The organism is Burkholderia sp. Tr-862, assembly GCF_011753085.1.
Taxonomy (GTDB): Bacteria; Pseudomonadota; Gammaproteobacteria; order Burkholderiales; family Burkholderiaceae; genus Burkholderia; species Burkholderia ambifaria.
Genome location: NZ_VWWG01000061.1, coordinates 1 through 17,194 on the forward strand (window position 1 = coordinate 1; position 17,194 = coordinate 17,194).

Annotated in this window: 15 protein-coding genes; 13 read left to right on the forward strand and 2 right to left on the reverse strand. The window is 66.8% G+C overall.

Annotated elements, in window-relative coordinates; genetic code table 11:
* Positions 1–1,084: ExeM/NucH family extracellular endonuclease (locus F3J14_RS17975; protein WP_166724161.1), on the reverse strand; the 1,084-nt coding region annotated here is incomplete at its 3' end.
* A gap of 206 nt (positions 1,085–1,290) precedes the next feature.
* Between F3J14_RS17975 and F3J14_RS17980 the strand changes: the two genes are divergently transcribed.
* From F3J14_RS17980 to F3J14_RS18015, 8 genes are all read left to right on the forward strand, one after another.
* A complete protein-coding gene (locus F3J14_RS17980) occupies positions 1,291–1,644 on the forward strand; it encodes a YciI family protein (RefSeq protein ID WP_138850166.1) in 354 nt (117 codons plus the stop codon).
* Between the two features lie 125 nt (positions 1,645–1,769).
* Complete coding sequence (locus F3J14_RS17985) at positions 1,770–2,192, forward strand: YciI family protein (RefSeq protein WP_166724162.1); 423 nt, start codon at positions 1,770–1,772, stop codon at positions 2,190–2,192.
* Between the two features lie 26 nt (positions 2,193–2,218).
* Positions 2,219–2,635, forward strand: coding sequence for a VOC family protein (locus tag F3J14_RS17990; RefSeq protein WP_166724163.1), 417 nt, complete (start codon positions 2,219–2,221; stop codon positions 2,633–2,635).
* Positions 2,632–3,900, forward strand: coding sequence for an RNA polymerase sigma factor (locus F3J14_RS17995; protein ID WP_166724188.1), 1,269 nt, complete (start codon positions 2,632–2,634; stop codon positions 3,898–3,900). Before F3J14_RS17990 ends, F3J14_RS17995 begins: the two co-directional genes overlap by 4 nt.
* A 211-nt stretch (positions 3,901–4,111) precedes the next feature.
* Complete coding sequence (locus tag F3J14_RS18000) at positions 4,112–4,534, forward strand: rubrerythrin family protein (RefSeq protein ID WP_006752513.1); 423 nt, start codon at positions 4,112–4,114, stop codon at positions 4,532–4,534.
* A gap of 126 nt (positions 4,535–4,660) precedes the next feature.
* Positions 4,661–5,998, forward strand: coding sequence for a heterodisulfide reductase-related iron-sulfur binding cluster (locus F3J14_RS18005; RefSeq protein ID WP_166724164.1), 1,338 nt, complete (start codon positions 4,661–4,663; stop codon positions 5,996–5,998).
* Between the two features lie 44 nt (positions 5,999–6,042).
* Positions 6,043–6,624 carry a DUF3501 family protein gene (locus tag F3J14_RS18010; protein ID WP_166724165.1) on the forward strand — a complete coding sequence of 194 codons (582 nt, stop codon included), beginning with the start codon at positions 6,043–6,045 and terminating at the stop codon, positions 6,622–6,624.
* Positions 6,625–7,330: 706 nt separating this feature from the next.
* Positions 7,331–8,272: a transposase gene (locus tag F3J14_RS18015; protein ID WP_166724189.1), complete on the forward strand. Its 942-nt coding sequence runs from the start codon at positions 7,331–7,333 to the stop codon at positions 8,270–8,272.
* A gap of 121 nt (positions 8,273–8,393) precedes the next feature.
* On the opposite strand, the gene F3J14_RS18020 is transcribed toward F3J14_RS18015, so the two are convergent.
* On the reverse strand, positions 8,394–9,920 hold the full coding sequence (locus F3J14_RS18020) for a mannose-1-phosphate guanylyltransferase/mannose-6-phosphate isomerase (protein WP_166724166.1): 1,527 nt from the start codon (positions 9,918–9,920) through the stop codon (positions 8,394–8,396).
* A gap of 428 nt (positions 9,921–10,348) precedes the next feature.
* Between F3J14_RS18020 and F3J14_RS18025 the strand changes: the two genes are divergently transcribed.
* From F3J14_RS18025 to F3J14_RS18045, 5 genes are all read left to right on the forward strand, one after another.
* Complete coding sequence (locus tag F3J14_RS18025) at positions 10,349–11,722, forward strand: undecaprenyl-phosphate glucose phosphotransferase (protein ID WP_166724167.1); 1,374 nt, start codon at positions 10,349–10,351, stop codon at positions 11,720–11,722.
* A gap of 67 nt (positions 11,723–11,789) precedes the next feature.
* Positions 11,790–13,202, forward strand: coding sequence for a UDP-glucose/GDP-mannose dehydrogenase family protein (locus F3J14_RS18030; protein ID WP_012365593.1), 1,413 nt, complete (start codon positions 11,790–11,792; stop codon positions 13,200–13,202).
* A gap of 40 nt (positions 13,203–13,242) precedes the next feature.
* Complete coding sequence (locus F3J14_RS18035) at positions 13,243–13,686, forward strand: low molecular weight protein-tyrosine-phosphatase (protein WP_166724168.1); 444 nt, start codon at positions 13,243–13,245, stop codon at positions 13,684–13,686.
* The gene (locus F3J14_RS18040) at positions 13,680–14,858 is read left to right on the forward strand and encodes a polysaccharide biosynthesis/export family protein (protein ID WP_166724169.1); all 1,179 of its coding nucleotides are present in this window, start codon (positions 13,680–13,682) and stop codon (positions 14,856–14,858) included. The genes F3J14_RS18035 and F3J14_RS18040 overlap by 7 nt, the downstream gene beginning before the upstream one ends.
* Positions 14,859–14,908: 50 nt before the next feature.
* Complete coding sequence (locus tag F3J14_RS18045; RefSeq protein ID WP_166724170.1) at positions 14,909–17,134, forward strand: polysaccharide biosynthesis tyrosine autokinase; 2,226 nt, start codon at positions 14,909–14,911, stop codon at positions 17,132–17,134.
* The last annotated feature ends 60 nt before the right edge of the window (positions 17,135–17,194 follow it).

The window sequence follows — 17,194 nt, forward strand, 5'->3', positions numbered from 1 at the left end:
GCCGCCGCACGGCGCTCGCAGGGCCATGGCCGTTGTTCGCGATTTCCATCAGGCCGATCACGTCGGCGCGCAGCGCACGCAGCGCGGCCACGAGCTTCGCTTCCTGCCGAGCGAAGGCGGCGGGCGTCTTCGCGCCGCGGCCGGACGGATCGCCGAAGCCGCCGCCCGCGCCGTCGCCGTTGAAGTAGTTGAATACGTTGAACGACGCGACCCGCACGTCGGCTTGCGGATGCCGTGCCGGCGCATCGGCCCGCGGATTCGACGCGACATCGAAGGCGGGTGGCGAGGACGATACGGGCTGCAGCCGCCACGTGCCGAAGCGCCGCTCGAGCACGCCTTCGATGCCGCGCACCGTGTAGCCCGCGCGCAGCGTGTTGGCGGCGCTCAGCGCAGGCGGCGGATAGCGGGCGGTTGCAGGGTTCACGCGGCTCGAACCGTCGTCGAGCACGATGCGGTTGCGGGCATTGGCCGCCGCCTGCGCAGCGGCTTCGGCCGGCGGCACCACGTGAGTCGGCATGTACAGGCGGCCATGGCTGAGCACGATGCTGCCGTAGCGGCCGAGTTCATAAGTATCGCTGACCGTCAGCGTTTGCGGAAAGCGCACCCGCATGCCTTCATGCGCGGCGAATACGGACTCGCTGTCGACCGGCAGCATCAGCGCCACCGGCGTGACGCGCTGCCCGCGCGCGCAGACGGCCACGCGGCCTGACAGCGCGAGTTGCGTCCGGCCGTATTTCTGCTCGATCCTGCCGGTGACGTGCACGCGCTCGCCCGGCCGGACGTGCGCATTCGGCGCATATACAAACAGGCCTTCCGGCACGCCCGGCCGGTGTCGCCGCTGCGCGTCCGCCTGCTGGACGAAGAATCCGCCGAACCCATCGGGGCCGCCGAATGCCGCGGTGACGATCGCTTCGATCGACGTGGTGTGCCCGGCCAGCGGCGAGCGGCCCGCGGGATGCCGAATGTCGGCGATCGCCGTGGTGGCGCCGCCGCAGCCCGTGCTCGCCGGCAGCGCGGCGGTGGCGGGCGGAACGGACAGGACGAGAACGGCGGCAAGCGCGAGCGGTGACGGCAGGGGTGACATGGCGTGGCACACAGGAAGAAAATTCGAAGGTTCGGAGGCATCTTGACGGCAAAATCGCGTGCCGCGATCGAATTGGCCATCAGGCCAGTGCCGAATGGCCAACGATGACGGCAAGGCCGGCCGGGGCTGTTACGCTTCGCACCTGACGTGTCATTCCGGCCTGCGATCCGAACGCTTCCGCGCACGGCCCCCAACAGGAGATTTCCATGTCCTACATGCTGTTGATTGTCGAACCGACCGGCCAGCGCGCCGAACGCACGCTCGAAGACGGGCAGGCGCTTTACGCACGGATGGTCGATTTCGCCGAGACGCTGAAAGCGCGTGGCGTGCTGCGCGGCGTCGAATCGCTGGAGCGCTCGGAACGCGCGACGCGCGTCGAGGTGCGCGACGGCGAGACACGCCTCGTCGACGGCCCGTTCGCCGAGGCGAAGGAAATGGTCGGCGGCTTCTTCATCGTCGACGTCGACACGCGCGACGAAGCGATCGAGATCGCGCGCCAGTGCCCGGCTGCACAATGGTGCACGGTCGAAGTGCGCGCGGTGGGCCCGTGCTTCCTGTGACGGGCGCGCCCTAGTGTTTACCCGCGCTCGTCGCGCGGCACGTCGATCCGGCAGCCTGTCGCCCGTCGTCCGGATAAGGCGCCGATGAACGGACGCCGCTTTCCACCGACGACAAGGAGTCAACGATGCGATTCATGATCATGATCCGGGCGAACGCCATCAGCGAATCCGACGCATTGCCGGACAACCGGCTGGTCGAGGCGATGACGGTCTATCACGAGGAACTGGCCAAGGCCGGCGTGCTGCTCGATGCGAACGGCCTGCGGCCGAGCGCGCGCGGCTGGCGCGTGCGGTACACCGGCGGCAAGGGCACGGTGGTCGACGGCCCGTTCGCAGAGACGAAGGAACTGATTGCCGGCTATACGCTGATCCAGGTGCGCTCGCGCGACGAGGCGCTCGAATGGACGCGCCGGTTCCCCGCGCCGTTCGGTGCGGAAATGGACTGCGAGATCGAGGTGCGTCCGCTGTTCGAGCTCGACGACCTGACGCCGAGCGACGCGGTCGAGCGGTTCCGCGAACTCCATGTCGGACGCGGCCACGCCGTCTGAATCCACCGTCGCCGGGAGCGAGCTTCATGCACAAAACGATCTTCATCAACCTGCCGGTGGCCGACCTGCCGCGCGCGACGGCGTTCTATGTCGCGCTCGGCTTCGAGGTCGTGCCGGCCTACACGACCGAACAGGGCACCTGCGTCCGGATCAGCGACGCGATCTTCGTGATGCTGCTGGTGCGGCCGTTCTTCCAGACGTTCACCGGCAAGACCATCGTCGAACCGGCGACGCACGTGCAGGTACTGCCGTGCCTGTCGTGCGACAGCCGTGCCGAGGTCGACGCGGTCGTCGCGAAGGCGCGGGCGGCCGGCGGCACCGTGCCGCGGCAGGCGCAGGCGTACCCGGGCATGTACAGCCACGATTTCGCCGATCCGGACGGCCACGAATGGGGACTGGTATTCGTGGAGCAGGACGCGAACGGGCAGGGGCCGGCGTCGTGACGCGCGAGGCGACCCATCGTGCGATCGAGGCCGTCTGGCGAATCGAGGCGCCGAAGATCATTGCTCGCGCCGCGCGCGTGGTGCGCGACGTCGGCGTGGCCGAGGAACTCGCGCAGGACACGCTCGTCGCGGCGCTCGAGCACTGGCCCGTCGACGGCGTGCCCGACAACCCGGCCGCGTGGCTGATGACGGCCGTGAAGCGGCGTGCGCTCGACCGGGTCCGGCAGGAGTCGCTGCATGCGGCGAAGCGCGATCAGCTCGGGCATGAAATGGACGCGCTCGAAGCGCACGTCGTGCCCGACATCGCGGAGGCGCTCGCCGACGCGAGCGACGACGACATCGGCGACGATCTGCTGCGGCTGATCTTCACGTCGTGCCATCCAGTGCTGTCGACCGATGCGCGCGTCGCGCTGACGCTGCGGCTGCTCGGCGGGCTGACCACGAGCGAGATCGCGCGCGCGTTCCTGGCGCCCGAGCCGACGATCGCGCAGCGCATCGTGCGCGCGAAGCGCACGCTAGCGGCGGCGCACGTGCCGTTCGAGGTGCCGTCCGCCGCCGCGCGGCCGGCACGGCTCGCGTCGGTGCTCGAAGTGATCTACCTCGTGTTCAACGAAGGCCATGCGGCGACCGCGGGCGACGACTGGACGCGCCCGGCGTTGTGCGACGAGGCGCTGCGTCTCGGCCGCGTGCTGGCCGGGCTCGTGCCGGACGAAAGCGAAGTGCTCGGGCTCGTCGCGCTGATGGAGCTGCAGGCGTCGCGCATGCATGCACGCACCGATGCGCAGGGGCGGCCGGTGCTGCTGCTCGACCAGGACCGCAGCCGCTGGGATCCGCTGCTGATCCGGCGCGGCCTCGCGGCGCTCGAGCGGGCGACGAAGCTCGGCGGCGTGCGCGGCCCGTATGCGCTGCAGGCCGCGCTGGCGGCGTGCCATGCACGCGCGCGGCACGCGTCGGAAACGGACTGGGCGCAGATCGTCGCGCTGTACGACGCGCTCGCCGAAGTCGCACCGTCGCCGGTCGTCGAGCTGAACCGCGCGGTTGCGGTGGGGATGGCGTTCGGGCCCGCCGCGGCGCTGGAAATCGTCGACGTGCTGCGCGACGATCCGGCGCTCGCGCGCTATCACTGGCTGCCGAGCGTGCGCGGCGATCTGCTCGCGAAACTCGGCCGTACGGACGAGGCGAAGGTCGAGTTCCGCCGCGCGGCGGAATTGACCCGCAACGAGCGCGAAAGGGAATTGCTGCTCAAGCGTGCGACGGACGCGTGACGCACGGCAAGCGCCGCCGCAGCGAGGGACTAATACCGTCCCCAATTCACTCTGCCCGCTATCGCCCGGATTGAAAAAGCCTATTGGGGGATGCGATCGCCAGCGCCTAGATTAAAAGGCACGACGCGTGCGCCTCATGCACGCATCGTGCCCTACATACATCATCGGCCCGGCTACGCACGCGGCTGCGCCGACTCGAACGGAGGCGCAAATGGCTCAACTCAAGGGCAGCAAAACCGAAGAGAACCTGAAGGCCGCATTCGCGGGTGAATCGCAGGCGAACCGGCGCTATCTGTATTTCGCTTCGAAGGCTGACGTCGAAGGCCAGAACGACATCGCCGCGCTGTTCCGCTCGACCGCCGAAGGCGAAACCGGCCATGCGCACGGCCACCTCGAATATCTCGAAGCAGTCGGCGATCCGGCGACGGGTTTGCCGTTCGGCTCGTCGCGGCTGAACCTCGAATCGGCGATCGCCGGCGAGACGCACGAATACACCGACATGTATCCGGGCATGGCGAAGGCGGCACGCGACGAAGGCTTCGACGAAATCGCGAACTGGTTCGAGACGCTCGCGAAGGCCGAACGCAGCCACGCGAACCGCTATACGAAGGCGCTGGACGCACTCGTCGACTGACGCGGCCCCCTGCAAGGCCGCACGGCCCGGTCGGAGAATTGCGCCGACCGGCGGCCGTGCGTCGATCGCTGCCCGCACCGCGCGGGCGGCGGGTCCGCGCGCATGCGCGCCACGCTGGAGCGCCCCATGCCCCACAAGGAAGGCAGTCTCGAAGCCCCGACCCGGCATCCGCTCGACTGGCAGTCCGAAGCGTTCTACGACCAGGCCGCGATCGATGCTGAAATGACGCGCGTGTTCGACATCTGCGCGGGGTGCCGGCGCTGCGTGTCGCTGTGCGGCGCATTCCCCACGCTGTTCGATCTCGTCGACGACACGCCGATGGGCACCATCGACGAAGTGCCGAAGGCGGCGTTCGGCAAGGTCGTCGACCAGTGCTACCTGTGCGATCTCTGCTACATGACGAAATGCCCGTACGTGCCGCCGCACGCATGGAACGTCGACTTCCCGCACCTGATGCTGCGCGGGAAGGCCGCGCGCTACCAGCGCGGCGAAGCGCCGCTGCGCGACAAGGTACTGTCGAATACCGACGCGCTCGGCCATTTCGCGGGCATTCCGATCGTCACGCAGGCGGTGAACGCGGTGAACCGCACGCCGCCCGCGCGGCACGCGCTCGAAGCGGCGCTCGGCGTCGATCGCGACGCGTGGCTGCCGGAGTTCGCGCCGCGCAAGTTCCGGCGCACCGCGAAGCGCTCGGACGGCCCGCCGGTGCGCGACGGCGAGCGCACGCCCGGCAAGGTCGCGATCTACGCGACGTGCTACGTGAACTTCAACGAGCCGGGCATCGGCCACGACCTGCTCGCGATCCTCGCGCACAACGAAATCCCGTACGAGCTCGTCACGCGCGAAGCCTGCTGCGGCATGCCGCTGCTCGAGCAGGGCAATCTCGCGGGCGTCGCCGCGAAAAAGGCCGTGAACATGCCGGTGCTGGAGCGCTATGCGCGCGAAGGCTATGCGCTGATCGGCGCGATCCCGAGCTGCGTGCTGATGTACAAGAGCGAACTGCCGCTGATGTTCCCCGACGACGAAGCCGTGCGCGCGGTGGCCGACGCATTCTGGGATCCGTTCGAATACGTGATCGCGCGGCATCGCGACGGTTTGCTGAAGACCGATTTCAAGCAGGGCCTCGGCACCGTGTCGTATCACGTGCCGTGCCACGCGCGCGTGCAGAACATCGGCCGCAAGACGGCCGACACGCTGTCGCTCGTGCCCGATACGCGCGTAAACGTGGTCGAGCGCTGTTCGGGTCATGCGGGCACGTTCGGCGTGAAGAAGGCCTTCCATGCGGACGCGATGCGGATCGGCGGGCCCGTGTTCAAGGCGATGGCCGAGCCGAAGCCGGACTTCGTGTCGTCGGACTGCGCGCTCGCCGGCCATCACATCGTGCAGGGCATCGACGAGAAGGGGCTGCCGGCCGCGCCGCTCGCGCATCCACTGACGCTGCTGCGCCGCGCGTACGGCATCTGAGGCGGCCGCCCGGCGAAAACATCGACCCCATCCGAGGACATCCCATGACGCTGACCCGCGACTCGCTGCTCACGCTCGAAGCGTACGCGAAGATCCGCAAGACCGAACACGCGCGGCTCGTCGCGTACAAGCGCCGCCGCGCGGTGGCGCTCGGCAACCATCTGCGCTTGCTGTTCGAGGACGAGACCACGATCCGCTACCAGATCCAGGAGATGCTGCACATCGAGAAGATCTTCGACGAGGCGGGCATCGAAGGCGAACTGGAAGCTTATCTGCCGCTCGTGCCCGACGGCACCAACCTGAAGGCGACGCTGCAGATCGAATACGAGCACGAGGCCGAACGGCGGGCGGCGCTCGCGCGGCTGATCGGCGTCGAGGATCGCGTGTACCTGCAGGTCGACGGGCATCCCGCCGTGTATGCGATCGCCGATGAGGATCTTGATCGCGACAACGCGGAGAAGACGTCCGCCGTGCATTTCGTGCGCTTCGAATTGAGCGCGCCGATGCGCGCGGCGCTCAAGGACGGCGCGATGCTGTCGATCGGCTGCGACCACCCGGCCTATACGTTGCCGCCGCAACCAGTGGACGCGGACGTGGCCGCGTCGCTGGCCGGCGATCTGCGCTGATACGGTCGCGCGCAGCGTCCGTCCGGCGCGTCCTACGGTCTTCCCGCCGCCTCGGTCGCACGTACGGCTGCCGTTCGGCCCGAGGATGTAACAAGCCTGTCCGCGCTTGCATGCCGGGAAACAATGTGCATTGCACGTCAGATCGCTTTCATCACTCGCAGGGAAACAATAAAAAGATTGTGCGTGGAGATAATTCGGCTCAGCGGGATTTGAACGATTTACCGATCCGTGAATATCTTGTTACGAAGTTTTCCCTGATTTACCGATTTTAGGCGGCACTTTCCGGGATTGTTACCGCGAAGGGTCGGAACAGCCTGGAAGGGGCGCTGGCAGGGCTTCGGTCGCACCCCGCAGAGCCCCGCCAGACGGGGCTTCCCAGTCTCACGCATAAAGATCGCGTAAAAAAATTCATGCGTAAATGGATTGCGCATCCATGCCAGGTTGTTTCAGTACGTAACATTAAGTCATTGTCATATTGAGAGAAACCCTGAGGATGGTATGCTTCGTGCACAAAAATTCCCACATTGGAGTGAGACCGTGATTTGTGCGCCATTGCCGGGAATGGCGGCACCGCGAACGTGCGGTGTCGCGCCGGCATGCACAACAATCGGATAACCATAATGTGCAACCGGGCCGCCCCGTCACGCAAAGCGTGACGACGGCGCCGACAATCGCAGCCCGGCCTGGCTGCGTGGAGAGATCTACTATGTTCTTCGATGAGCTTAACGATGAAGAGTGGGTTCGTCTTTCAACGCTGATCGCCGATGAACCCATCCGGCTGAACCGTCGAGGCCGTCCACGTGCCGAACCGCGCGTTGTCGCCAACGCGGTCCTGTGGATCCTGACGACCGGTGAAGCGTGGTCCAAACTGCCCGGGCGCTATCCGTCCGGGCCGACGTGCCGTCGCCGCTACGAAGAGTGGCTCGCGAACGGCACGTTGCTGCAGATGATCGACGTGCTGACCCAATTCAGCGGGCGTACGTTCGCGTATGTGCCGCCGCCGCCCGTGCCCGTGGCGCCCGCGTGCCGTGCCGAACCCGTGCCCGACAACGATCGTCTGCGCGGCGTGTTCTGGCAGAACCCCGAGTCGTGGCAATTGCCGGTTGCCCAGGCAAACGTTTGGGATGGCGAGGGCGCGACGCTGGCCGCGATGTCGAACACCAACACGGACCAACCGTCCGGCGCGTCGTTCGCGGTGCCAGGCGCGCAGCCCGCCGGGCTGCGTCGCGGGCGGGCGTCCGCCACGAGCTTCGCCGCGGCCGAGCCGCAGGTCGACGAGTATCGCGGCTATACGATCTATGGCAGCGCGCAGCCGGTGCAGAACCTGATGTACCGCGCGTGGGCCGAGATCATGCAGGACGACCGGCGCGTCGAGCGCTCGGGCCTGATCGGCCCGCGCTTTACCGACGCGGAAGCAGCGGAGCAGTACGCGCTCGAGTGGGCGCGCCAGTGGATCGATCGCCATGGTGCGAGCGACGAGCCGGTGCGTGTGCCGCAAGGCGAAGTGCTGGCCGGCCTGTCCGCGCTGGCGCGTGCGGAGTCGGACATCAAGCGTTTCATCGCCGAGCGTCGCTCGGGTGCGCTGTCCGAGGGCCGCAACGACCCCGTGCAGTCGGATCGCCGCGAGTATGCGTATCGCGTAGGTTGATCGTCGTCCGAACGAAAACGCGCGGGTCGTCGTGTGTCACGGCGCCCGCGCATTTTTTTGTCTCCTCCATGCGCGTGATGCCGGGCGCACCGTCGAGACGGCGCGCCCGGCATCCACTGCGTCACTGGCGTCCGTAGGTATCGTCGTAGCGGACGATGTCGTCCTCGCCGAGATACGCGCCCGACTGCACTTCGATCAGCTCGAGCGGCATCTTGCCCGGGTTCTCGAGACGGTGCGACACGCCGAGCGGGATGTACGTCGATTCGTTTTCGGACAGCAGGAAGGTTTCCTCGCCGCGCGTGATGCGCGCGGTGCCGCGCACGACGATCCAGTGTTCGGCGCGGTGGTGGTGCATCTGCAGCGACAGTCGCGCACCGGGCTTCACGACGATGCGCTTCACCTGGAAGCGCTCGCCCATGTCGACCGAGTCGTAATGGCCCCACGGGCGGTGGACCTTGCGGTGATCGGTCGCTTCCGCGCCGCGTGCGGCCTTGATGCGCCCGACGATTTTCTTCACGTCCTGCACGCAGGACTTGTCGGCGACGAGCACGGCGTCGGGCGTTTCGACGACGACGAGATTCTGCGTCCCGACGCACGCGACGAGCCGGCTTTCCGAATGCGCGAAGGTCGACGTGGCGTTTTCGAACAGCACGTGGCCGCGGCCAACGTTCTCGGCATCGTCCTTCGGCAGGATCTGCCAGATCGCGTCCCACGAGCCGACGTCCGACCAGCCCGCGTCGAGCGGCACGACCACGCTTTCGCACAGCTGCGGCAGGTTCGCGAGCGGCTCCATCACCGCATAGTCGATCGAGTTGGACGGCGACGCGGCGAACGCGTCGCGATCGACGCGGAAGAAGTCGCCGTCTTCCTTGCCGTTTGCGACGGCCTGCTCGCAGGCCGCGTAGATCTCGGGTTCGAGCTGGCGGATCGCGTTCAGCCACACCGACGCGCGCACGATGAAGATGCCGCTGTTCCACCAGTATTCGCCGGACGCGACGTACTGCTGCGCGAGTTCGAGATGGGGCTTCTCGACGAAGCGGTCGAGACGGCGCACGTCGAGGTCGCCGGTGGCGGCGTCGCCGAGCGGTGCGCCGACGCGGATATAGCCGTAGCCCGTTTCGGCGCGGCCCGGCACGATGCCCATCGTCGCGATCTTGCCTTGTGCCGCGCAGTGCACGCCGGCCGCGACCGCCGCATGAAAGCGCGGCTGGTCGGCCACCGCGTGGTCGGCCGGCATCACGGTCATCACGGCATCGCTGCCGCCGGCGACGATGCGCAGCGCGGCGAGCGTCAGCGCGGGCGCGGTGTCGCGGCCGAGCGGCTCGAGCATGATCGATGCACGCTTGCCGGTCAGACGCAGTTGTTCGGCGGTCGTGAAGCGGTGATCCTCGCCGCAGACGATCAGCACGTCGTCGTTCAGCGGATGACCGGTCGAGAGGCCGTCGAGCCTCAGCGCGGTGGATTGCAGCAGCGAATGATCGCCGAGCAGGCCGATCAGCTGCTTCGGATAGTGTTCGCGCGACATCGGCCACAGACGCGTGCCCGAACCGCCGGCAAGAATCACCGGCTGCACCGCGACGCGCGTACCGGCGTCGGTTGCGGCGGAAGAAGATGGGCGCGTATCGGCTACCACGGCCGGAGCATTCATGATGACACTCTCCTCGATTGAAGTCAGTGCCTGTTTGTAGCATGAAGTAAATCGACAATAAAACCGGACGCCTTGCGCGATATTCTCGTCGCGCACGTATCCGGGAAAATTTTCCGCGATGACATCCGGCGCAAAGAAAAAATAAAAAATAATTCGGCGAATCGGGCGCGCATGCCTTGCCACAAAGGGCTGGCGAGAACCGTAAAGTTTTCAAAAAAAGCCCCGATTCGCGCTCGATTCGGGAAAACGTGCCGATTTAATTCAAGAATATCGCGGCAAGAATTTCCGATTATTTTTCGAAATACTTGTGAGCTTGAGGATGAATTTTCTTACCGCTTCAATAGCGTCATGCAACGTTTGAATCGAATGTGCGGCACGGGCTGCACGAGGAGCTGTTCGGCAAACGCCTGTTCAAAGAGGAAGCGAACATGTTGAGCGTGCTGGCGAGAGTCATCGATATCGCGATGGTCGTGTTGGGGGCGTTGATCGCCGCCGCGCTGCACGACGGCAGCATCTGGCTCAACGATCTGCAGCGCACGACGGTGTTGTTCGACTGCCTGCTGGTCGTCGTGTTCTTTCCGGCGATCGGCATCTATCAGTCGTGGCGCGGCAAGCGTCTCGTCGGGCTGGTGGGCCGTGTCGCGTTCGCGTGGCTGGTGGTCGAGCTCGCGGGCATCCTGATGAGCTTCAGCTTTCACCAGTCGGGCGATCTGTCGCGGCTGTGGCTGGGCTACTGGGCGCTCGTGACGATGGCGCTGCTCGCCGGCTCGAAGGCCTGCGTGCACGTCGTGCTGCGACAACTGCGGCGCGGCGGCTACAACCTGAAGGCGGTCGCGATCGTCGGCGGTACGCCGGCCGCGCGGCGGCTGATCGCGCAGATGCGGGCGCGCCCGGAGGCGGGCTTCAACCCGGTATGCGTATACGACGAAAGCGAAGTGCCGGGCGAAGTCGCGCTCGACGACGTGCGCATCGAGCGGCAGTTCGAATCGCTGGTGTGGCTGGTGCGCAGCCGCGCGATCAGCGAGCTGTGGCTCACGCTGCCGATCACGGAGGAGCGCCGGATTCACCAGATCGTGACGGTGTTCCGCCACGACTTCGTGAATATCCGCTTCATTCCGGACGTGCGCACGCTGTCGTTCTTCAACCAGGAAGTGGTCGAGGTGCTCGGCGTGCCGGCGATCAACCTCGCGGCGTCGCCGATCACCGACGTGCGGATCCTGCCGAAGTTCGTGTTCGACCGGCTGTTCGCGCTGGCGGCGCTCACGGCGCTGGCGCCGCTGATGCTGCTGATCGCGTGCCTGATCAAGCTGACGTCGCGCGGGCCGGTGTTCTTCCGCCAGAAACGCAAGGGCATCGACGGGCACGAGTTCGAGATCTACAAGTTCCGCTCGATGAAGGTGCATCAGGAAGTCGCGGGGCAGGTCACGCAGGCGACGAAGAACGACACGCGCGTGACGCCGGTCGGCCGTTTCCTGCGCCGCACGAGCCTCGATGAACTGCCGCAGTTCATCAACGTGCTGAAGGGCGAGATGTCGGTGGTCGGCCCGCGGCCCCATGCGCTCGCGCACGACGACATCTACAAGGATCTGGTGAAGGGCTACATGTTCCGCTACCGGATCAAGCCGGGCATCACCGGGTGGGCGCAGATCAACGGCTATCGCGGCGAGACCGATCAGATCGAGAAGATGATGGGACGCGTGAAGCTCGATCTGTACTACATGCAGAACTGGTCGTTCTGGCTCGACATCAAGATCGTCGTGCTGACGCTCTGGAAAGGCTTCACCGGCAGCAACGCTTATTGACGCAGCGCCCGCGCAGGCGTTCCGGTTTTACGAATTTCGAATCATTGGTCACGAGGTCCGACACATCATGAATCTGACTATCATCGGCAGCGGTTACGTAGGACTTGTCACCGGCGCCTGTCTCGCCGACATCGGGCACGACGTGTTCTGTCTCGACGTCGATCAGGCGAAGATCGACATCCTGAACAACGGCGGCGTGCCGATCCACGAGCCGGGCCTCAAGGAAGTCATCGCGCGCAACCGCGCGGCGGGCCGCCTGCGCTTCTCGACCGACATCGAGGCCGCGGTCGCGCATGGCGACGTGCAGTTCATCGCGGTCGGCACGCCGCCCGACGAGGACGGCTCGGCCGACCTGCAGTACGTGCTCGCGGCGGCGCGCAACATCGGCCGCTACATGAAGGGCTTCAAGGTGATCGTCGACAAGTCGACGGTGCCGGTCGGCACGGCCGAGCGCGTGCGCGCGGCGGTCGCCGAGGAACTCGCGAAGCGCGGCGACGACCAGATGTTCTCGGTCGTGTCGAATCCGGAATTCCTGAAGGAAGGCGCGGCGGTCGACGATTTCACGCGGCCGGACCGCATCGTGATCGGCTGCGACGACGACGTGCCGGGCGAGCGCGCGCGCGAATTGATGAAGAAGCTCTACGCGCCGTTCAACCGCAACCACGAACGCACGCTGTACATGGACGTGCGCTCGGCCGAATTCACGAAATACGCGGCGAACGCGATGCTCGCGACGCGCATCTCGTTCATGAACGAGCTCGCGAACCTGGCCGACCGCTTCGGCGCGGACATCGAGGCCGTGCGCCGCGGGATCGGCTCCGATCCGCGCATCGGCTACCACTTCCTGTATGCGGGCTGCGGCTACGGCGGCTCGTGCTTCCCGAAGGACGTCGAGGCGCTGATCCGCACGGCCGACGAGCATGGCCAGTCGCTGCAGATCCTGAAGGCGGTGTCGTCGGTCAACGCGACGCAAAAGCGCGTGCTCGCCGACAAGATCGTCGCGCGCTTCGGCGAGGACCTGACCGGCCGCACGTTCGCGATCTGGGGCCTGGCATTCAAGCCGAACACCGACGACATGCGCGAAGCGCCGAGCCGCGAGCTGATCGCCGAGCTGCTGTCGCGCGGTGCGCGCATCGCCGCCTACGATCCGGTCGCGCAGCAGGAAGCGCGCCGCGTGCTCGCGCTCGATCTCGCCGATCACCCGAGCTGGCTCGAACGCCTCAGCTTCGTCGACGACGAGGCGCAGGCCGCACGCGATGCCGACGCGCTCGTGATCGTCACCGAATGGAAGGCGTTCAAGAGCCCGGATTTCATCGCGCTCGGCCGGCAGTGGAAGTCGCCGGTGATCTTCGACGGCCGCAACCTGTACGAGCCGGAAGCGATGAGCGAGCAGGGTATCGAATACCACCCGATCGGCCGCCCAGGCTCGCGTCAGGCCGTCGCCGCCCGCGTGTCGGGCGCCGCGCGCGCGAACGCGTAACCCGCGCGTCACCGTTCCCCGTTACCCGAATCGAGACGCCATGTTCCGCAACATCCTGATCGTCTGTCACGCGAACGTCTGCCGCAGCCCGGCAGCGGAAATGCTGTTCAAGTCGCACACCGCGTCGCGCGGCGGCCCGCGCGCGACGTTCCACTCCGCGGGCGTGCGCGCGAACGATGGCGACGGCATCGATCCGGTGATGCGGCAACTGCTCGCCGAGCGCGGCGTCGATGCGACGACGCACCGGTCGCGTCGGCTGTCGCGCCGGCTCGTGCGCGACGCCGACCTGATTCTCGTGAGCGAGCGCGGACAGATCGCGGCCGTCGAATCGGTCGATCCGTTCGCGCGCGGCAAGGTTCACCTGCTTGGAAAGTGGGAGGACGCCGAGATCGCGGATCCGCATGGCGGCCCCGAGGCCGACTATCGCGAGAGCTACTCATTGATCGAACGTCTGGTTCAAGGATGGCTGCAAAAACTATGCTGAAACGTCCCATGCGCCCGCTGGCGCTTGCCGTCGCGATGACGACATTCCTGTCGGCCTGCGCGACCGCGCCCGGCAACTATCTCGATTCGTCGAACCTGAAGGACGAAGGCCGGCAAGGTCAGGCCGAAACCTATCCGGTTCATTACATCGACGCGAAGCTGGTGATGGATCAGCTGCAGAAGCAGCAGGTCGAGCACCCGCTGCCGCCGGGCCGTTACACCGATCCGTCGCAGTACGTCTACCGCATCGGCCCGCAGGACATCCTCGGCGTCACGGTGTGGGATCACCCCGAGCTGACGACGCCGCAGGGCCAGTCGTTCTCGAGCGGCGGCAACACGACGCAGACGGTCGCGGGCGCGCTCCAGCAGCCGTATACGACCGCGCTGCCGGGTCAGGCCGATCCGTACGGCCAGACCGTGTCCGCCGACGGCACGATCTTCTTCCCGTTCGTCGGCCGCATTCACGTGGCGGGCAAGACGGTCGCGCAGATCCGCGAGCAGATGGCGTCCACCCTCGCGCGCTATGTGAAGAATCCGCAGCTCGACGTGCGCGTGCTGTCGTTCCGCAGCCAGAAGGTACAGGTGACGGGCGAGGTGAAGCAGCCGGGCCCGCTCGCGGTGAGCGACGTGCCGCTGACGCTGGTCGACGCGATCTCGCGCTCGGGCGGCTCGACCAACGAGGCCGACCTGCAGCGCGTGCGCCTGACGCGCGACGGCAAGCTCTACACGCTCGACGCGAACGGCGTGCTCGATCGAGGCGAAGTGAAGCAGAACGTGATGCTGCAGCCGGGCGACATCGTCAACGTGCCGGACCGCAGCGACAGCCGCGTGTTCATCATGGGCGAGGTCAAGACGCCGGTCACCGTGCCGATGCTCAAGGGCAGGCTGACCATCGCCGACGCGCTGACGGCCGGCGGCGGCATCCTCGACACCGATGCGAACCCGCGCAAGATCTACGTGATGCGGGGCATGCGTGACAACCCGACGAAGCCGGAAGTGTACCGCCTCGACATGACGCAGCCGGATGCGCTGATGCTGTCGAGCCGCTTCCCGCTCCAGCCGCTCGACGTCGTCTACGTCAGCACGGCCGGCTCGGTGCAGTTCAACCGTGTGCTGCAGCAGGTGTTGCCGACGATTCAGACGATCTTCTACATGCGGCAAATCACGCGCTGATAGCCCGCCGGGGTGGCACCTGCCCCCCGGCACCACTCAAGCGGGAACGAATGGTGAACACGCAAGCGAAACACACCTACGCGGGTCTGACCGCGAAAACCGAGGAAGAGGACGTCGTCCTCGGCCAGTTGCTCCAGGTGATCATGGACGACATCTGGCTGCTGCTCGGCATCGCGGTGACCGTCATCGCGCTCGCCGGCCTGTACTGCTTCGTCGCGAAGCCGGTCTATCAGGCCGACGTGCACGTGCGGGTCGAGGGCAACGACAATACGTCGCAGGCGCTCACGCAGACGCAGACGGGTGCATCGATCAACAGCGGCCCGCAGCAGGCGCCGACCGATGCGGAAATCGAGATCATCAAGAGCCGCGGCGTCGTCGCGCCGGTCGTCGAGCAGTTCAAGCTGAACTTCTCGGTCGTGCCGAAGACGATGCCGGGGATCGGCAGCCTGGCCGCGCGCATCGCGACGCCGGGCGAGCCGTCGCGCGCGTGGTTCGGCCTGCGGTCGTACGCGTGGGGCGGCGAAGTCGCCGATATCGACTCGATCAACGTCGTGCCCGAGCTCGAAGGCAAGAAGATGACGCTGACGGCCGGCCCGGACGGCACCTACACGGTGGTCGACCAGAACGGCCGCCGCCTGCTGTCGGGCCGGGTCGGCGAATCGGAGCAGGGCGGCGGCGTCACGCTGCTCGTGCAGAAGCTCGTCGCGCGTCCGGGCACGCAGTTCACGGTGGTCCGCTACAACGATCTCGACGCGATCACCGGCTTCCAGTCGGGCATCCAGGTGAGCGAGCAGGGCAAGCAGACAGGCGTCGTGCAGATTTCGCTCGAAGGCAAGAATCCGGACCAGACGGCCGAGATCGCGAACGCGCTCGCGCGGTCGTACCTGAACCAGCACGTGGTCGCGAAGCAGGCCGAAGCGACCAAGATGCTCGACTTCCTGAAGGGCGAGGAACCGCGCCTGAAGGCCGACCTCGAGCGTGCGGAAGCCGCGCTGACGCAGTATCAGCGCACGTCCGGCTCGATCAACGCGAGTGACGAGGCGAAGGTCTACCTCCAGGGCAGCGTGCAGTACGAGCAGCAGATCGCCGCCCAGCGCCTGCAGCTCGCATCGCTCGCGCAGCGCTTCACCGACTCGCACCCGATGGTGATCGCCGCGAAGCAGCAGCTCGCGGAACTGCAGGGCGAGAAGGACAAGTTCAGCAACCGCTTCCGCAGCCTGCCGGCGACCGAAGTGAAGGCCGTCCAGCTCCAGCGCGACGCGAAGGTCGCCGAGGACATCTACGTGCTGCTGCTGAACCGCGTGCAGGAACTGTCGGTGCAGAAGGCCGGCACGGGCGGCAACATCCACCTCATCGACTCGGCGTTGCGCCCGGGCGACCCGATCAAGCCGAAGAAGGTGCTGATCCTGTCGGCCGCGGTGTTCCTGGGCCTGATCCTCGGCACCGGCGTCGTATTCCTGCGCCGCAACCTGTTCCAGGGCATCGAGGATCCGGACCGCGTCGAGCGGACGTTCAACCTGCCGCTGTACGGGCTGGTGCCGCAAAGCGCCGAGCAGGTGAAGCTCGACGCGATGGCCGAGAAGGGCGGCGGCCGTGCGCGGCCGATCCTCGCGAGCCTGCGCCCGAAGGATCTGAGCGTCGAAAGCATGCGCAGCCTGCGCACCGCGATGCAGTTCGCGATGATGGACGCGAAGAACCGCGTGATCGTGCTGACCGGCCCGACGCCGGGTATCGGCAAGAGCTTCCTGACGGTCAACCTCGCGGTGCTGCTCGCGCATTCGGGCAAGCGCGTGCTGCTGATCGACGCCGACATGCGCCGCGGGATGCTCGACCGCTACTTCGGCCTCACCGCGCAGCCGGGCCTGTCCGAGCTGCTGAGCGATCAGTCGCCGCTCGAGGACGCGATCCGCGAGACGCCGGTGCAGGGCCTGTCGTTCATCTCGGCCGGCACGCGCCCGCCGAACCCGTCGGAGCTGCTGATGTCGACGCGTCTGCCGCAATACCTCGAAGGGCTCGGCAAGCGCTACGACATCGTGCTGATCGACTCGCCGCCGGTGCTGGCGGTGACCGACGCGACCATCATCGGCCGCATGGCCGGCGCGACCTTCCTGGTGCTGCGCTCGGGCATGCATACCGAAGGCGAGATCGCCGACGCGATCAAGCGCCTGCGCACCGCGGGCGTCGATCTGGAAGGCGGGATCTTCAACGGTGTGCCGCCGAAGGCGCGCGGCTACGGCCGCGGCTATGCGGCCGTCCACGAATACCTGAGCGCCTGACCGCATTGCACGAAACCGGGCCGGCGCGCACCGCACCGGCCCGGCCGACTGGAGAACCCT